The 15157-nt window shown below is 62.7% G+C and carries 13 protein-coding genes; 11 read left to right on the top strand and 2 right to left on the bottom strand.

Annotation, left to right across the window (positions count from 1 at the left end; translation table 11 throughout):
• Positions 1-107 precede the first annotated feature (107 nt).
• The 8 genes from dusB to hflX all read left to right on the top strand — a co-directional run bounded on the left by dusB (position 108) and on the right by hflX (position 10900).
• A complete protein-coding gene (gene dusB, locus E2A64_RS13105; protein WP_133284916.1) occupies positions 108-1100 on the top strand; it encodes a tRNA dihydrouridine synthase DusB in 993 nt (330 codons plus the stop codon).
• Positions 1097-2260, top strand: coding sequence for a two-component system sensor histidine kinase NtrB (locus E2A64_RS13110; protein ID WP_133284917.1), 1164 nt, complete (start codon positions 1097-1099; stop codon positions 2258-2260). The genes dusB and E2A64_RS13110 overlap by 4 nt, the downstream gene beginning before the upstream one ends.
• A complete protein-coding gene (gene ntrC / locus E2A64_RS13115; RefSeq protein ID WP_133284918.1) occupies positions 2257-3711 on the top strand; it encodes a nitrogen regulation protein NR(I) in 1455 nt (484 codons plus the stop codon). The genes E2A64_RS13110 and ntrC overlap by 4 nt, the downstream gene beginning before the upstream one ends.
• A gap of 242 nt (positions 3712-3953) precedes the next feature.
• Complete coding sequence (locus tag E2A64_RS13120; protein ID WP_428977488.1) at positions 3954-6173, top strand: sensor histidine kinase NtrY-like; 2220 nt, start codon at positions 3954-3956, stop codon at positions 6171-6173.
• Positions 6163-7527, top strand: coding sequence for a nitrogen assimilation response regulator NtrX (gene ntrX, locus E2A64_RS13125; protein WP_133284919.1), 1365 nt, complete (start codon positions 6163-6165; stop codon positions 7525-7527). Before E2A64_RS13120 ends, ntrX begins: the two co-directional genes overlap by 11 nt.
• 59 nt (positions 7528-7586) lie before the next feature.
• Positions 7587-8963, top strand: a complete 1377-nt coding sequence (gene trkA, locus E2A64_RS13130) for a Trk system potassium transporter TrkA (protein WP_133284920.1) — start codon at positions 7587-7589, stop codon at positions 8961-8963.
• 297 nt (positions 8964-9260) lie between these two features.
• Entirely contained in the window at positions 9261-9506 is a 246-nt protein-coding gene (gene hfq, locus E2A64_RS13135) for an RNA chaperone Hfq (RefSeq protein ID WP_133284921.1), read from the top strand.
• A 23-nt stretch (positions 9507-9529) separates the two neighbouring features.
• The gene (hflX, locus tag E2A64_RS13140) at positions 9530-10900 is read left to right on the top strand and encodes a GTPase HflX (RefSeq protein ID WP_244598273.1); all 1371 of its coding nucleotides are present in this window, start codon (positions 9530-9532) and stop codon (positions 10898-10900) included.
• Here the strand turns inward: hflX and mazG are convergent, their stop codons facing one another.
• Positions 10901-11743 carry a nucleoside triphosphate pyrophosphohydrolase gene (gene mazG / locus E2A64_RS13145; protein WP_133284922.1) on the bottom strand — a complete coding sequence of 281 codons (843 nt, stop codon included), beginning with the start codon at positions 11741-11743 and terminating at the stop codon, positions 10901-10903.
• A gap of 183 nt (positions 11744-11926) precedes the next feature.
• Between mazG and E2A64_RS13150 the strand changes: the two genes are divergently transcribed.
• The 3 genes from E2A64_RS13150 to phnN are packed head-to-tail and all read left to right on the top strand — an operon-like array spanning position 11927 to position 14374.
• Positions 11927-12622 (top strand): DUF1045 domain-containing protein, encoded by a 696-nt coding sequence (locus E2A64_RS13150; protein ID WP_158285762.1) that lies wholly within the window; start codon positions 11927-11929, stop codon positions 12620-12622.
• Positions 12623-12635: 13 nt separating this feature from the next.
• Entirely contained in the window at positions 12636-13775 is a 1140-nt protein-coding gene (locus E2A64_RS13155) for an alpha-D-ribose 1-methylphosphonate 5-triphosphate diphosphatase (protein WP_133284924.1), read from the top strand.
• Positions 13775-14374 carry a phosphonate metabolism protein/1,5-bisphosphokinase (PRPP-forming) PhnN gene (phnN, locus tag E2A64_RS13160; protein WP_133284925.1) on the top strand — a complete coding sequence of 200 codons (600 nt, stop codon included), beginning with the start codon at positions 13775-13777 and terminating at the stop codon, positions 14372-14374. The genes E2A64_RS13155 and phnN overlap by 1 nt, the downstream gene beginning before the upstream one ends.
• On the opposite strand, the gene E2A64_RS13165 is transcribed toward phnN, so the two are convergent.
• Complete coding sequence (locus E2A64_RS13165; RefSeq protein WP_133284926.1) at positions 14371-15141, bottom strand: ion transporter; 771 nt, start codon at positions 15139-15141, stop codon at positions 14371-14373. The genes phnN and E2A64_RS13165 overlap by 4 nt on opposite strands.
• Between the last annotated feature and the right edge of the window lie 16 nt (positions 15142-15157).

The following is a 15157-nucleotide window of genomic DNA, read 5'->3' on the forward strand; positions in this document are numbered from 1 at the left end:
AAAAACCTTGTGTGGCGAACATCTTGGAGCTTGGCAAGTGGATGCTGATTGTCTAAAAAATGGGCAAAGTTACAGCATGCATCCGTTGAAAGCAGCGTAAGGGTCGTATGGAAGAATCTTTGCTAATCGGCGCGGTGGCCACCCGCAACCGGATTTTCCTGGCGCCGATGTCGGGTGTGACCGATCTGCCGTTTCGTCAGATTGCGCAGCGCTGCGGCGCCGGAATGGTCGTGACCGAGATGGTGGCCAGCCGCGAACTCGTGACGAACCGCCAGGAATCCTGGACGCGGCTGAAGGCTGCGGATTTTCGTCCGCACGTCGTCCAGCTTGCCGGGCGCGAGCCGGACTGGATGGCGGAGGCGGCGAGGATCGCCGAAGCCGAAGGGGCTGACATCGTCGACATCAACATGGGGTGTCCGGCCAAGAAGGTGACCGGCGGCTATTCCGGTTCGGCCCTGATGCGTGAGCCCGAGCGCGCGCTTGCCCTGGTGGATGCCGTCGTGAAAGCGGTTTCGGTTCCCGTGACGCTCAAGATGCGGCTCGGCTGGGACGAAAATTCGATGAATGCCGGCGATCTCGCCCGCGACGCGGTGAAGGCGGGCATACGCATGATCACGGTGCATGGCCGCACCCGCTGCCAGTTCTACGAAGGCACGGCCGATTGGGAGGCCATAGCCCGCGTGCGCGATGTGGTGGATGCGCCTTTCGTTGCCAACGGCGACATTGCGAGCCGCGAGGATGCCCGCACCTGTCTCGAAATCACCGGTGCGGACGCGGTCATGGTGGGACGCGCGGCGCAGGGGCGTCCGTGGATATGCGGCGAGATCGCCGGCGATCCCGCGGCGCCAGGGCCGGAAGAGAAGCGGCATATCGCCCGCAATCACTACACGATGATGCTCGATCACTATGGTGAGCAGGCGGGTATCCGCCACGCGCGCAAGCATCTGGGCTGGTATCTCGACAGTCTCGCCCCGTCCACGCCGGGTGAACTGCGCAAGGAGATCATGACCGGCCAGGAAGCCGAGAGGGTCGCGCGCCTGTTTGCCGAGGCGCTCGAAGCCGGCGGCACCGACAACAGCGCCTGGGAGCGTGCGGCATGAAGAAATCCGATACCTGGACGGCTGATTGGGGAAGCGACGGCGGCACCGGTCCGCTGGCCGTGCTCAATGCCATCCAGCATCCCGTCATCATGATCGACGGCGAGGGGAACCTGGCTTTTGCCAACTGGGAGGCCGAATCCTTCTTCGGCGCCAGCGCCGCCCATCTCGCCAGGCAGAAGATCGAGACGCTGGTACCCTTCGGCAGCCCGCTCATCGCGCTGATCGATCAGGTGCGTGAGCGCCATGCGCCGATCAATGAATACAAGGTGGATCTGAGTTCGCCGCGTCTGGGCTACGACAAGCTGGTGGATCTCTATGCCGCCCCGCTGGTCGGCGGTCCGGCCGATCATGTGGTGATCATTCTCCAGGAACGCTCGATGGCCGACAAGATCGACCGTCAGCTCACCCATCGGGGCGCTGCGCGCTCGGTCACCGGCCTTGCCGCCATGCTGGCCCATGAGATCAAGAACCCGTTGTCGGGCATTCGCGGTGCAGCCCAGCTTCTCGAAAGCTCGGTGGGCGACGAGGACAGGGCGCTCGCGCGGCTCATTCGTGACGAGACCGACAGGATCGTCTCGCTCGTCGACCGGATGGAGATCTTCTCCGACGAGCGGCCCGTCGACCGTGCGCCGATCAACATTCACTCGGTGCTCGATCACGTCAAATCGCTGGCGCAGGCCGGGTTTGCCCGCAAGATCAGGTTCACCGAGCTCTACGATCCATCGCTGCCGCCGGTCTATGCGAACCGCGACCAGCTGGTGCAGGTCTTCCTCAATCTCGTGAAGAATGCAGCCGAGGCGATCGGCGACAGTGCGGACGGGGAAATCGTGCTGACCACGGCCTACCGGCCGGGTATCAAGCTCTCCGTGCCGGGCAGCGCCGAAAAAGTCTCCCTGCCGCTCGAATTTTGCGTGCAGGACAACGGTCCGGGCGTGTCCAACGATCTCCTGCCGCTTCTTTTCGACCCCTTCATCACCACCAAGACAAACGGAACCGGTCTCGGTCTGGCGCTCGTCGCCAAGATCGTGGGCGGCCATGGCGGCATCATCGAATGCGACAGCCAGGGCAGCAAGACCATTTTCCGCGTATTGATGCCGGCTTCGCGCGACGCGCCTCCCGTCGCCGGTGTGAGCCGGACCTCCATGGATCTCAAGCGATGACAAAAGCGACCATTCTCGTAGCCGATGATGATGCGGCGATCCGCACCGTTCTCAATCAGGCGCTTTCACGCGCCGGATACGAGGTACGAATCACGTCCAACGCGACGACGTTGTGGCGATGGATTTCGGCAGGCGAGGGGGATCTCGTCATCACCGACGTTGTGATGCCCGATGAGAACGCCTTCGATCTTCTGCCGCGCATCCGCCGCATGCGCCCGGAACTGCCCGTGCTCGTGATGAGTGCGCAGAATACCTTCATGACGGCGATCAAGGCATCCGAGAGCGGGGCCTATGATTATCTGCCCAAGCCTTTCGACCTGACCGAGATGATCGGCATCGTCGGCCGGGCGTTGGCGGAGCCCAAGAAGAAAACCACGCAGAGCATCGACGATGCCGGCGAGGGGATGCCGCTTGTCGGGCGCTCGACCGCGATGCAGGAGATCTACCGGGTTCTCGCCCGTCTCATGCAGACCGATCTGACGCTGATGATCACCGGTGAATCCGGCACGGGCAAGGAACTGGTGGCGCGCGCGCTGCACGATTACGGCAAGCGCCGCAACGGCCCCTTCGTGGCGATCAACATGGCGGCAATCCCGCGCGATCTGATCGAATCGGAACTCTTCGGCCATGAGAAGGGCGCATTCACCGGCGCCCAGAACCGCTCGACAGGACGTTTCGAGCAGGCCGAGGGCGGTACGCTGTTCCTCGACGAGATCGGCGACATGCCGATGGATGCGCAGACCCGGCTTCTGCGCGTGCTTCAGCAGGGCGAATATACCACGGTCGGCGGGCGAACCGCGATCAAGACCGATGTGCGCATCGTCGCGGCCACCAACAAGGATCTCAAGATCCTGATCAATCAGGGCCTTTTCCGCGAGGATCTCTATTACCGCCTGAATGTCGTTCCGCTGCGCCTGCCGGCGCTGCGCGACCGCGCCGAGGACGTCCCCGATCTGGTGCGCCATTTCGTGCGTCAGGCGGTGGAGGAAGGGCTCGATCCCAAGCGCTTCGACCAGCCGGCACTGGACCTGCTCAAGGCCTATCCATGGCCGGGAAACGTCCGCGAACTGGAAAACGTGGTCCGTCGGGTGATGGCGCTCTATCCGCAGGATGCGATCAGCGGCGAGATCATCGAGAACGAGCTCCGGACCGAATCGGCCGAAACGGGCATCAGTCATGATGTCGGCAATAGCGCTCCGCTCACCATCGGCGGCGCGGTCGAGGAGAACATGCGGCGCTATTTCTCCGAGTTCGGCGAGGAGCTGCCGCCAAGCGGGCTCTACCAGCGTGTGATCGACGAGGTGGAGTATCCGCTCATTCTCGCAGCGCTGACCGCGACACGCGGCAACCAGATCCGGGCTGCCGATCTTCTCGGCCTCAATCGCAATACCCTGCGCAAGAAGATCCGGGAGCTGGGCGTCACCGTCTATCGTTCGCCGCGCCCGAACTAGGCGTTCCGCGCCGGGTTTCGGCTCGCCGACAATCCACAGCTAACCCCGTGAAAATCAGTGGTTTTGCGTGATGGCGGCGCCTGCTAAGTTGCATTTTCGCCACATTCTGTTGCTCTACGGCAACTGTGGGAATCAGCGAGCCGGAGGGATGGCGGTCAGTGACTATTGCGACGGATACGCGAGCGGCGGGCACTGCGGGGACGGACGCTGAAACGGGGGCCGATCAGCCGTCGCCCGTTCTGGTGAAGCTCCGCGAAAGCACCCTGACCGTGCCGGGCACGGCGCTCGTCGGCTTCGCGTTTATCAGTGCGCTCGCCTCATTTGCGATCCTGCTCGGCATCACGCCCATAGAGCCGGTCGAATCGGTCGTTCTCACCGCCATCATCATCAATCTTTTCTTCGTGCTGGCGATGCTGGCTCTGGTGGTCTTCGAGGTTCGCGCGCTTCTCAAGGCGCGAACGCGCGGTAAGGCGGCGGCGCGACTGCACATTCGCATCGTCGCGCTGTTCTCGATCGTGGCGATCCTGCCGGCAATTCTGGTGGCGGTGGTCGCTTCGGTTACGCTCGATGTCGGCCTTGACCGCTGGTTCTCCATCCGCACCAAGTCGATCGTCAACTCGTCGCTGTCCGTCGCCGAGGCTTATGTGCTCGAAAATGCGCGCTTCCTGCAGGGGCAGACCGTGTCGATGGCCAACGACCTCGACAATGCGCGTTCGCTTTACCGTCTCGACCGCACCGGTTTCGTCAATTTCATGACGCGGCAGGCGGCCGGACGCGGCCTGCTGGGCGCATTTCTGGTTCGCGCCGACGGCAGTGTCATCGTCCAGGCGGATATCCGCACGGAACGGCCGCTGCCGGCAATCCCGCGCGATGCGCTCAGCGACGCCGTCAACGGCAAGCCCACGCTGATACCGCCGGGCGTGACGAACCTCGTGGGTGCGATCATGCCGATGCAGCAGATCGACGACACGTTCCTTTATACCGTGCGTGCGGTCGACCCCGAGGTCATGCAGTCGATGCGGCAAATGCGCGAGGCGACGCAGGAGTACCAGACGCTGGAAGCGGGGCGGGCGCCGCTGCAATTCGCCTTCGGGATCCTCTATATCGGTTTTGCGCTCGTCGTGCTGATCGCGGCGATCTGGACGGCCATCGCCGTCGCCGACCGGCTAGTGCGGCCGATCCGGGTTCTGATCAATGCCTCCGACGAGGTGGCGTCCGGCAATTTCGGGATTGCGGTGCCCGTTCATGCCTCAGACGGCGACGTGGCTTCGCTTGCCCATACCTTCAACAACATGATCGTGCAGATCCGTACCCAGCGCGACGAGATCCTGTCCGCCAAGGACCAGATCGACGATCGCCGTCGTTTCACCGAAGCCGTGCTGTCGGGCGTGTCCGCGGGCGTCGTGGGCGTCGATCACGATACCAATGTGACCATCGCCAACCGCTCGGCGACATCGATCCTGACGGAAAGCGCGCGGGCGATCATCGGCGAGCCGATTGCCAATATCGCGCCGGAATTCACCGATCTCATCGCGAAGGCTGCGCTTCTGCCCGGTCGGGAGACGCGCAGCCAGATCGTCTTGAAGCGCGGCGGCAAGGAGCGCACGCTCGACGTGAAGGTGACGCGCGAGGAAACCCATGACGGCCTCGAATCCTTCGTCATCACGCTCGACGACATCACCGATCTCCTGATCGCACAGCGCTCGACGGCCTGGGCTGACGTGGCCCGCCGCATCGCTCACGAGATCAAGAACCCGCTTACGCCGATCCAGCTTTCCGCCGAGCGCATTCGCCGGCGCTACGGCAAGCAGATCCCCGACGACGACCGCGCCGTTTTCGACCAGTGCACCGACACCATCGTGCGGCAGGTCGAGGATATCGGCCGCATGGTCGACGAGTTCTCCTCCTTTGCGCGGATGCCGAAACCCTCCAAGACGCGGACCGACCTGCGCGAGATCCTGAAGGAAACCGTTTTTCTGCGCGAGGTGAGCCGGCAGGATATCGACTTCCACCGCGATTGGCCGGACGATGTCGAGATGAAGGGGATGTTCGATGCCCGCATGCTGTCGCAGGCCTTCGGGAACCTGATCAAGAACGCCACCGAGGCGATCGACGCCGTTCCCGACGACGTGGAGCGGGACGGAAAGCACATTCACGTTCACGCCGAGCCGTCCGGAGAAGGCTTTCTCGTTGCGATCATCGATAATGGCCGCGGCTTGCCGACGGAGAATCGTCATCGATTGCTCGAGCCCTATATGACCATGCGGGAAAAGGGCACCGGTCTCGGGCTCGCGATCGTGAAGAAGATTATCGAAGACCATGGCGGTTCGCTGCAGTTGCAGGATGCGCCGTCGGACACCGATAGCGGAAGAGGGGCAATGATCTCAGTCTGGCTGCCGGTTCGTTCCGCCGATCCGGAAGCAGAAGAACACAGGAACAAGGAGACTGGACATGGCGTCTGACATCCTGGTCGTTGACGACGAAGAGGATATCCGCGAACTCGTCTGCGGAATTCTGGACGATGAGGGGCACGAAACACGTTCGGCGCGCGATGCCGACAGTGCGCTCGCGGCGATCTCCGACCGTGTGCCGCGGCTGGTATTCCTCGATATCTGGCTGCAGGGCAGCCGGCTCGACGGACTGGCGCTGCTCGACGAGATCAAGTCGCGCTATCCGGAATTGCCGGTGGTGATGATTTCAGGCCACGGCAATGTCGAGACTGCCGTTTCGGCGATCCGGCGTGGTGCTTATGATTTCATCGAGAAACCCTTCAAGGCCGACAGGCTGGTTCTGGTGGCGGAACGCGCGCTGGAAACATCGAGCCTGAAGAAGGAGGTTTCCGACCTCAAGCGCCGTTCCGGCGATGCCGTGGAGCTGATCGGAACCTCGCTGGCCATCTCGCAGCTCAAGCAGACGATCGAGAAGGTCGCACCGACCAACAGCCGCATCATGATCATGGGGCCGTCGGGCAGCGGCAAGGAGCTGGTGGCGCGCCTCATTCACAAGAATTCGAGCCGTTCGAACGGCCCGTTCGTGGTGCTCAATGCCGCGGGCCTGACGCCCGAGCGCATGGAGATGGCGCTGTTCGGCACCGAAAGCACATCGAGCCACGAACGCAAGATCGGCGTGCTGGAAGAGGCGCATCGCGGCATTCTTTATCTCGACGAGATCGCCGACATGCCGCGCGGCACGCAGAACAAGATCCTGCGGGTACTGGTCGATCAGCAGTTCGAGCGCGTGGGTGGCACAAAGCGTGTGAAAGTCGATGTCCGCATCATTTCGTCCACCGCGGTCAATCTCGAGGCGTTGATCTCGGCGGGCGAGTTCCGCGAGGATCTTTATCACCGGCTCGCGGTGGTTCCGGTCAAGGTGCCGGCCCTGTCGGAACGGCGTGAGGACATCCCGTTCCTCGTCGACATGTTCATGCGCCAGATCTCGGAGCAGGCGGGGATCCGCAATCGCAAGATCGGCGATGACGCGATGGCCGTCATCCAGGCGCACAGCTGGCCCGGCAATATAAGACAGCTCCGCAACTATATGGAACGGCTGATGATTCTGGCACGCAGCGACGGGCCGGATACGGTGATTACCGCCGACATGTTGCCTGATGACGTTTCCGACATGCTGCCCAAGACGGGCACCGGCAATGCCGAGCACATCATGACGCTGCCATTGCGGGAAGCACGCGAAATGTTCGAGCGCGATTACCTGGTGGCTCAGATCAACCGGTTCGGCGGCAACATTTCAAAGACTGCGGAATATGTCGGGATGGAACGTTCTGCCCTGCATCGCAAATTGAAATCGCTTGGCGTATAAGGCAGGAAAAGCGGGCCGCGCAGTCAGGCGCGTCCATGGATTCTCGCCGGGGTAAGCGAATGAAAGTCATCATCTGCGGAGCGGGCCGGGTCGGCTACGGTATTGCCGAGCGTCTTGCGGCGGAAGAAAACGACGTCTCGGTCATCGATACCTCGGCCGATCTCATCCAGGGCATTCGCGATACGCTGGACGTGCGCGGCTATGTCGGCCATGGCGCCCATCCCGACATGCTGGCCCAGGCGGGCGCCGAACAGGCCGACATGATCATCGCGGTGACGCTCTATGACGAGGTCAACATGGTGGCCTGTCAGGTGGCGCATTCGCTGTTCAACGTGCCGACGAAGATCGCCCGTATTCGCGCGCAGAGCTATCTGCGGCCGCACTGGGCGGACCTGTTTTCACGCGATCACATGCCGATCGACGTCATCATCTCGCCTGAAGTCGAGGTGGGGAAGGTGGTGCTGCGCCGGATCGCGCTCCCCGGTGCGACCGATGCGGTGCGTTTCGCCGACGATGCGATCGTCATGGTGGCGATCGAATGCCTGGAAGACTGCCCGGTCGTCAACACGCCGCTCGATCAGCTGAGCGAGCTTTTTCCCGATCTCAATGCGACCGTGGTCGGGGTGTGGCGAAACGAGAAACTTTTCGTGCCGCATTCAGCCGACCAGCTGGAAACCGGCGATCTGGCCTATGTCGTGTGCCAGCGCGACAATGTTCGCCGGACGCTCGGCCTTTTCGGGCATGAGGAGCAGGAGGCCGCGCGGATCGTCATCGCGGGTGGCGGAAATATCGGCTTCTACGTGGCCAAGGCCATCGAGGAACGCCAGAGCCGCACGCGCCTCAAGATCATCGAGAGCAATCGCAGCCGGGCGGTTTCGATCGCGGAATCACTCAAGCGCACAGTTGTCATCAACGGCTCGTCGCTCGACCAGGAAATTCTCGTCGAGGCCGATGTGCAGGATGCCGACCTGATCGTTGCGCTGACCAATGACGACCAGGTCAACATCCTGACATCCGTCATGGCCAAGCGGCTCGGCTGTCAGGCCAACATGGCGCTGATCAACAATCCGTCCTACCACGACTTCACCCGCACGCTCGGAATCGATGCCCATATCAATCCGCGCGAGGTGACGATCTCCCGTATCCTGCAGCATGTCCGGCGCGGCCGCATTCGCGCCGTGCACAGCGTGCAGAAGGGGGCCGCCGAGATCATCGAGGCCGAGGCCATGGAAACCTCGCCGCTCGTCGGCAAGCCGTTGCGTGAACTCGATCTGCCGGATGGCGTGCGGATCGGAGCCGTCTATCGCGACAAGGCTGTGATCCGTCCGGATGGCGATACCCGGATCAAGGCAAAGGACCGCGTCGTGATCTTCGCGACGCTCGATGCGGTCAAGCATGTCGAGCAGATGTTCCGCGTGAGTCTCGAATTCTTCTAGATTTCCGGATCTGAACTGCCGAAGAGCTGGCGCAGCCCGCAAGAAGCGGGAAAGCCGGTCGCATTCGGCGGTAATGGGCTATTTACAAATCCGTCAATGAGTGGTCTTCTTGCCGTGCATTCCAGCCGGATGAATATCCGGCCGCGTCGGCGTGTGTCGCGCGATCACGTGAGGGGGATCTCACACAGAATTCGCGTTCAAGCGAAGATGTGCCTGAGGCGAAAGCGCCTCTACGGGCTGGAAAAGCGGTGATCTCCCGCATGAGCGGGCAAGAAGAAGACGGGAAGAAGCAAAGAAATGGCCGAGCGCTCTCAAAATCTCCAGGACCTGTTCCTCAACACGGTCCGCAAGCAGAAAATCTCGCTGACAATATTCCTCATCAACGGCGTGAAGCTGACGGGCGTTGTCACATCTTTTGACAATTTCTGCGTCCTGCTGCGCCGTGACGGCCATTCGCAACTGGTCTATAAGCACGCGATCTCGACAATCATGCCGAGCCAGCCGGTCCAGATGTTCGAAGGCGAGGAGTCGTCCGGCTCGTGATGCAGTATCGCCTGTGAGCTGACGTGACGAAATCCAACAAGAACAAGAGCGACGGTGTCGACGTGACGCCCGAGGAAACGCGCGCCATCGTGCTCGTGCCGGTCATCAAGACCCGCACGGCAGAGGATGCCGCCGAGAGCCTTGTTGCGCGCTCGGACAATGCGCGGCTCGAAGAAGCCGTGGGGCTGACGCGCGCCATCGATCTCGAGATCGCCAAGGCGCTGGTGGTGCCGGTCCCCAAGCCGCAGCCCGGCACGCTGTTCGGTACCGGCAAGATCGAGGAAATTCTCGCGCTCGTGGAAGAGACCGAGTCGGGGCTGGTGATCGTCGATCATCCGCTCACGCCGGTGCAGCAGCGCAATCTCGAACGCGAATGGAAGGTCAAGGTCATCGACCGGACCGGGCTCATTCTGGAAATCTTCGGGCGCCGCGCCTCGACCAAGGAAGGCGTGCTGCAGGTCGATCTGGCGCATCTCAACTACCAGAAGGGCCGGCTTGTGCGCAGCTGGACCCACCTCGAGCGCCAGCGCGGCGGCGGCGGCTTCATGGGCGGTCCGGGCGAAACCCAGATCGAGGCCGACCGGCGCATGCTGCAGGACAAGATCCTGAAGCTCGAGCGCGAACTGGAGCAGGTGCGCCGTACCCGTCAGCTGCACCGGTCGAAGCGCCGCAAGGTGCCGCATCCGATCGTCTCGCTCGTGGGCTATACCAACGCCGGAAAATCCACGTTGTTCAACCGGATGACGGGATCGGGCGTGCTTGCGGAGGACATGCTTTTCGCAACGCTCGATCCGACGCTGCGCCGTTTGAAGCTTCCCCATGGCGGCACGGTGATCCTGTCGGATACGGTGGGCTTCATCTCCGATCTGCCGACACATCTGGTCGCCGCCTTCCGGGCCACGCTCGAGGAGGTGGTGGAAGCCGATCTCATCCTTCATGTCCGCGACATGTCCGATCCGGACCGGAACGCGCAGGCCAGGGATGTCGAGGACATTCTCGAAAGCCTCGGTCGCGGCGAGGGCGACGGGCGCAAGCTGCTCGAAGTGTGGAACAAGATCGACCGACTGGAGCCCGAGGCCGCAAGCGACCTGAAGAAGCGCGCCGAGGGGTCGGAGCATGCGATCGTCGTTTCCGCTCTCAAGGGCGACGGGATCGATGCCCTCCTTGGAGAGATCGAGCGATTGATCTCCGGGACGCTCGAAAAGCGCACGATCCGCATCGAGCCGGGTGAAATGTCGCTTCTGCCCTGGGTCTATGAGCGCAGCCATGTGCTCACGCGCCAGGACGAGGAAGACGGCGCGGTGACGCTGGAGGTCGAGATCACGGCGGTGGAATCGGCGGAACTCGACGCCAAGCTCGGCACCGTGGTCGCGGACGATCCCGAAGACTACTGATTACGCGGGCCTGTCCTTGCCGATGCCGAGCGACTTGGCTTCGTCCCACAGGCCGTCCATCTCGTCGAGATTGGACTGTTCGGGCGTCTTGCCGGCTTCGGCAAGGCGTCTTTCCACATGGGCGAAGCGATTGCGGAACTTGGTGTTGGTCCCGCGCAGCGCGTTTTCCGGGTCGGTCTTCAAATGCCGGCCGAGATTGGCGAGCGCGAATATGACGTCGCCCAATTCGCCCGCGGCCTCATCCGCGTTGCCGGCAGCCATCGCCTCGCGCAACTCGCCGATTTCTTCCTCGATCTTGTCGAGCACGGGGCCGGCAGCGCCCCAGTCGAAGCCCACGCGACCGGCCGTTTCCTGAAGTTTCAGCGCCTCGGTCAGTCCGGGCAGGGCGCGGGGTACGCCGTCGAGCAGGCCCTTGTTTTCATCCACATCGAGACCGCGTTCCTTGCGTCGTGCCGCGCGGGCTGCCTTTTCGGCCGCCTTGATCTCCGCCCATTGTTGCTTGACGGCATCGGGACTGTCCGCCTCCGACACGGCGAAGACATGCGGGTGACGGCGGATCATCTTGGCGGTGATCGCTTCAACCACGTCGCCAAAGGCAAAATGGCCGGCCTCTTCGGCCATGCGGGCATGAAACACCACCTGGAGCAACAGATCGCCCAGCTCGTCGCACAGGTCGTCGAAATCCTTCCGCTCGATGGCGTCGGCCACCTCATAGGCTTCCTCGATCGTGTAGGGCTTGATCGATTCGAAATCCTGCACGATGTCCCAGGGGCATCCGGTTTGCGGATCGCGGAGCGCCACCATGATTTCGAGAAGCCGGGAGATATCCTTGGACGGGGTCATGCGGTCATCCTACACATCTTGCGGCTCATGGGGCGCCCTTGTCCGCCGCTTTCCACAGTGGCGATGCGAATACAAGGGGCGGGTCGGTTTTCGCGCCGATGTCATAAAAGCTTCCGTATCGGGGCTTTAATTTTGCGGCACGATCGCCGACACTCCGGCCTTGAAGCGAAGACAGGATTTCTTGTGAGATACGGACTTTACTACGCGCCGCACCCGGATGCTGCGTTTGCGCGTCTCGCCAATGCATGGCTCGGACGTGATCCGGTTACCGATGCACCGGTCGAACAGCCCCCGGTTCCAGGCTTTTCGCGCGAGGAATTCGCGGATGTGACGGCAGAAGCGCGGCGTTACGGATTTCACGGCACGATCAAGGCGCCTTTCAGGCTCGCCGACACCGTGACGGAGGCCCATCTTCTGGCGGAGGCGGAGAGTTTCGCAGCGTCTCGGGTACCCGTGCCGGTGGGCGGGATGAAAGCCGCCACGCTGCATGGGTTCGTGGCGCTCGTGCCTGCAGGGGATGCCGAGGCGCTCGGTTCGTTTGCCGGCGAAGTCGTGCGCCATTTCGACCGGTTTCGTGCACCCTTGACGCCGGAGGATCGCGCCCGCCGCATCCCGTCCACCCTGACCGAACGGCAGCGCGGCAACCTCGATCAGTGGGGCTATCCCTATATCTTCGACGATTTCGGCTTTCATCTGACGCTGTCGAAAAGGCTTGATGGCGGGCGCGCGGAGAAACTTCGGACCTTTGCGAGCGACTATTTTGCTCGCCACCTTGCCGAACCGCTCCATATCGATGCGCTGACGCTCTTCGTTGAAGCCGAACCGGGTAGGCCCTTTACCCAGCTCGCCCGTTTTCCTTTCGCCGTTCCGCAGTCCTGAAAGTTCGTTTCGCATGACCCAAGACCATGTCTTTTCCAATGCCCGCCTGGTGCTCGAGGACCGGATCGTCGAGGGCAGCCTGCTCGTCCGTGACGGCAAGATCGCCGCGATCGACGAGGGGAGGTCCTCCGTCGGCGAGGATGTAGAGGGCGATTACATCATTCCAGGGCTGGTCGAACTCCACACCGACCATCTCGAAACCCATTATTCGCCCCGCCCGGGCCTGCGATGGAACGCGATATCGGCCATCCAGTCCCATGATGCGCAGATCGTCACCTCCGGCATCACCACGGTGTTCGACTGCCTGCGGCTCGGATCCGACGAGGATGGCGGTTTCGCGAAGGGCGAGATGCGGGCGATTGCCGATGCGTTCGAGATCGCACGCGGGGAGGGGCGTTTGCGCGCCGACCACCGTATCCATCTGCGGTGCGAGGTTTCCGCCGCCGATGTGATGGAGCATTTCGAGGATTTCCGCACCGACGATCAGGTCGGCCTCGCCTCGCTGATGGATCATGCGCCCGGTCAGCGGCAGTTCCAGACGATGGATCAGTACATCCTCTACTACAAGGAAAATCGCGGCTTGTCGGACGAGGAATTCGAGCGCTTCATCAAGCGGCGGGTAGCGGCCTCGGAGAAATACTCCGCCGACCACCGGCGGCAGATCGCCGGGATATGCGCCGCGCGCGGCATAACGATCGCGAGTCACGACGATGCGACGCTGGAACATGTCGAGGAAGCCAGGAGCTTCGGCGTGGGTCTTGCGGAATTCCCCACCTCCGTCGCGGCCGCGGATGCCTCGCATGCGGCGGGAATGTCGGTGCTCATGGGCGCGCCGAACGTGGTTCGCGGCAAGTCGCATTCCGGCAACATCGCCGCCAAGAACCTTGCCGAGCGCGGCGTGCTCGACGTGCTGTCATCGGACTACGTTCCCTTCAGCCTGATCCAGGCACCCTTCATCCTGGCCCTGGACGAGGGCGTGATGAGCCTGCCGGAGGCGATACGGCTGGTGACGGCGACGCCTGCGCGTACGGTCGGACTCGAGGATCGCGGCCGCATCGCCGAGGGCCTGACCGCCGATCTCGTGCGGGTGCGGCGCACGTCCGGAGTGCCCGTTGTTCGCTCCGTCTGGCGCTCCGGTGAGCGGGTTGCCTGATGGAAGAGGTCAATGACATCGAACCTGCCTCGGGCGGGCGGCGCGGCTGCCTGATCGTCATCATGGGGCCAAGCGGGGCCGGCAAGGATTCAATCCTGTCGCTGGCGCGTGACCGTCTGGAAGACTGTGACGACATCCTTTTCGTCCGTCGTTCGATCACCCGTCCCCTGCACGAGGATTCGGAAGACTTCGAGCCGCTGAACGATGTCGAGTTCGACGCCGGCCTCAAGCTCGGCCGCTTCTGTTTCCACTGGCAAGCCAACGGGCTCAGCTACGCCCTGCCGATCACCATGGTCGATCATCTGGCTCGTGGCGGGGTGGCTGTCGTCAACGGATCGCGGGCCGCCTACCGGCACATGCATGCGGTCTTTGCCGAGACGCGCGCGGTACTTGTCCGCGTCGAACCTTCCGTCCTCAAGGAGCGGCTCAGATGCCGGGGGCGTGAGGATGCGGATGAGATAGAGGCGCGGATCGAGCGCTCGGCAACTTATCTCGATGCCATCGTACCGGACGCGGTGATCGACAATTCAGGCTCTCTCGAGGAAGCCGCCGCCCATTTCGTCGATTATGTGATGGCCGAGAGGAGGGCGCGCGTCTAGAGCGCTCCGTCGGTCTCGATCCTGATGGTGGTGCCGCAATGCTTGCAATGGACGGCATCGGCGTCATGCAGGCGCAGCCCGCAGGACGGGCATTCGTGGCGAACCTTGGTGGGCCGGAAAAGAACCTGCGCCAATCTCAGAAACAACGTCACCCCGAATATCATGACGCCGACGGACAGGAGCCGGCCGCTGGTGCCGGTCAGCGTGATGTCGCCGAAACCGGTCGTGGTCAGCGTTGTCACGGTGAAATAGAGCGCGTCGGCGTAGTTCCGGATTTCGGGATTGTAGCGGTATTGCAGTGAATAGATGAGGCCGGTCGTCACGAACAGGAAGACCAGAAGGTTGATGGCCGCAAGGATGATTTCCTCGCGCTGGCGGAAATAGGCGAAATCCTTCCGCAGCCGCGCCAGCAGTTGGTAGGTGTGCAGCAGGCGAAGCGTTCTGAGTACCCGGAGAAAGCCGAGACCCTCGCCGGCGATGGGGGCCAGGAACGAAATCACGGCCGCGATGTCCGCCCAGGTGGCCGGACGAAGCAGGAAGTGACCGGTGCGCTCGAGCGACAGCCGCATCAGGAAATCGGCGAGGATGACGAGGCCAAACACAAAGTCGAGGATCTCGATGGCAGGTGACCGCTCGAAGAAGGACGTCACCACCACGAAGATGATCGTGACGATGTCGAAAGCGAGCAGCGCATAGCGGAATTGATGCGCCCGTTGAGACTGCCCCTCGTAGAGCCAGCGGATTTTCGCGTGCAGGCCTTCCGGCATTGTCGATTGTCATCCC

Source organism: Pseudohoeflea suaedae (assembly GCF_004354915.1).
Lineage (GTDB): Bacteria > Pseudomonadota > Alphaproteobacteria > Rhizobiales > Rhizobiaceae > Pseudohoeflea > Pseudohoeflea suaedae.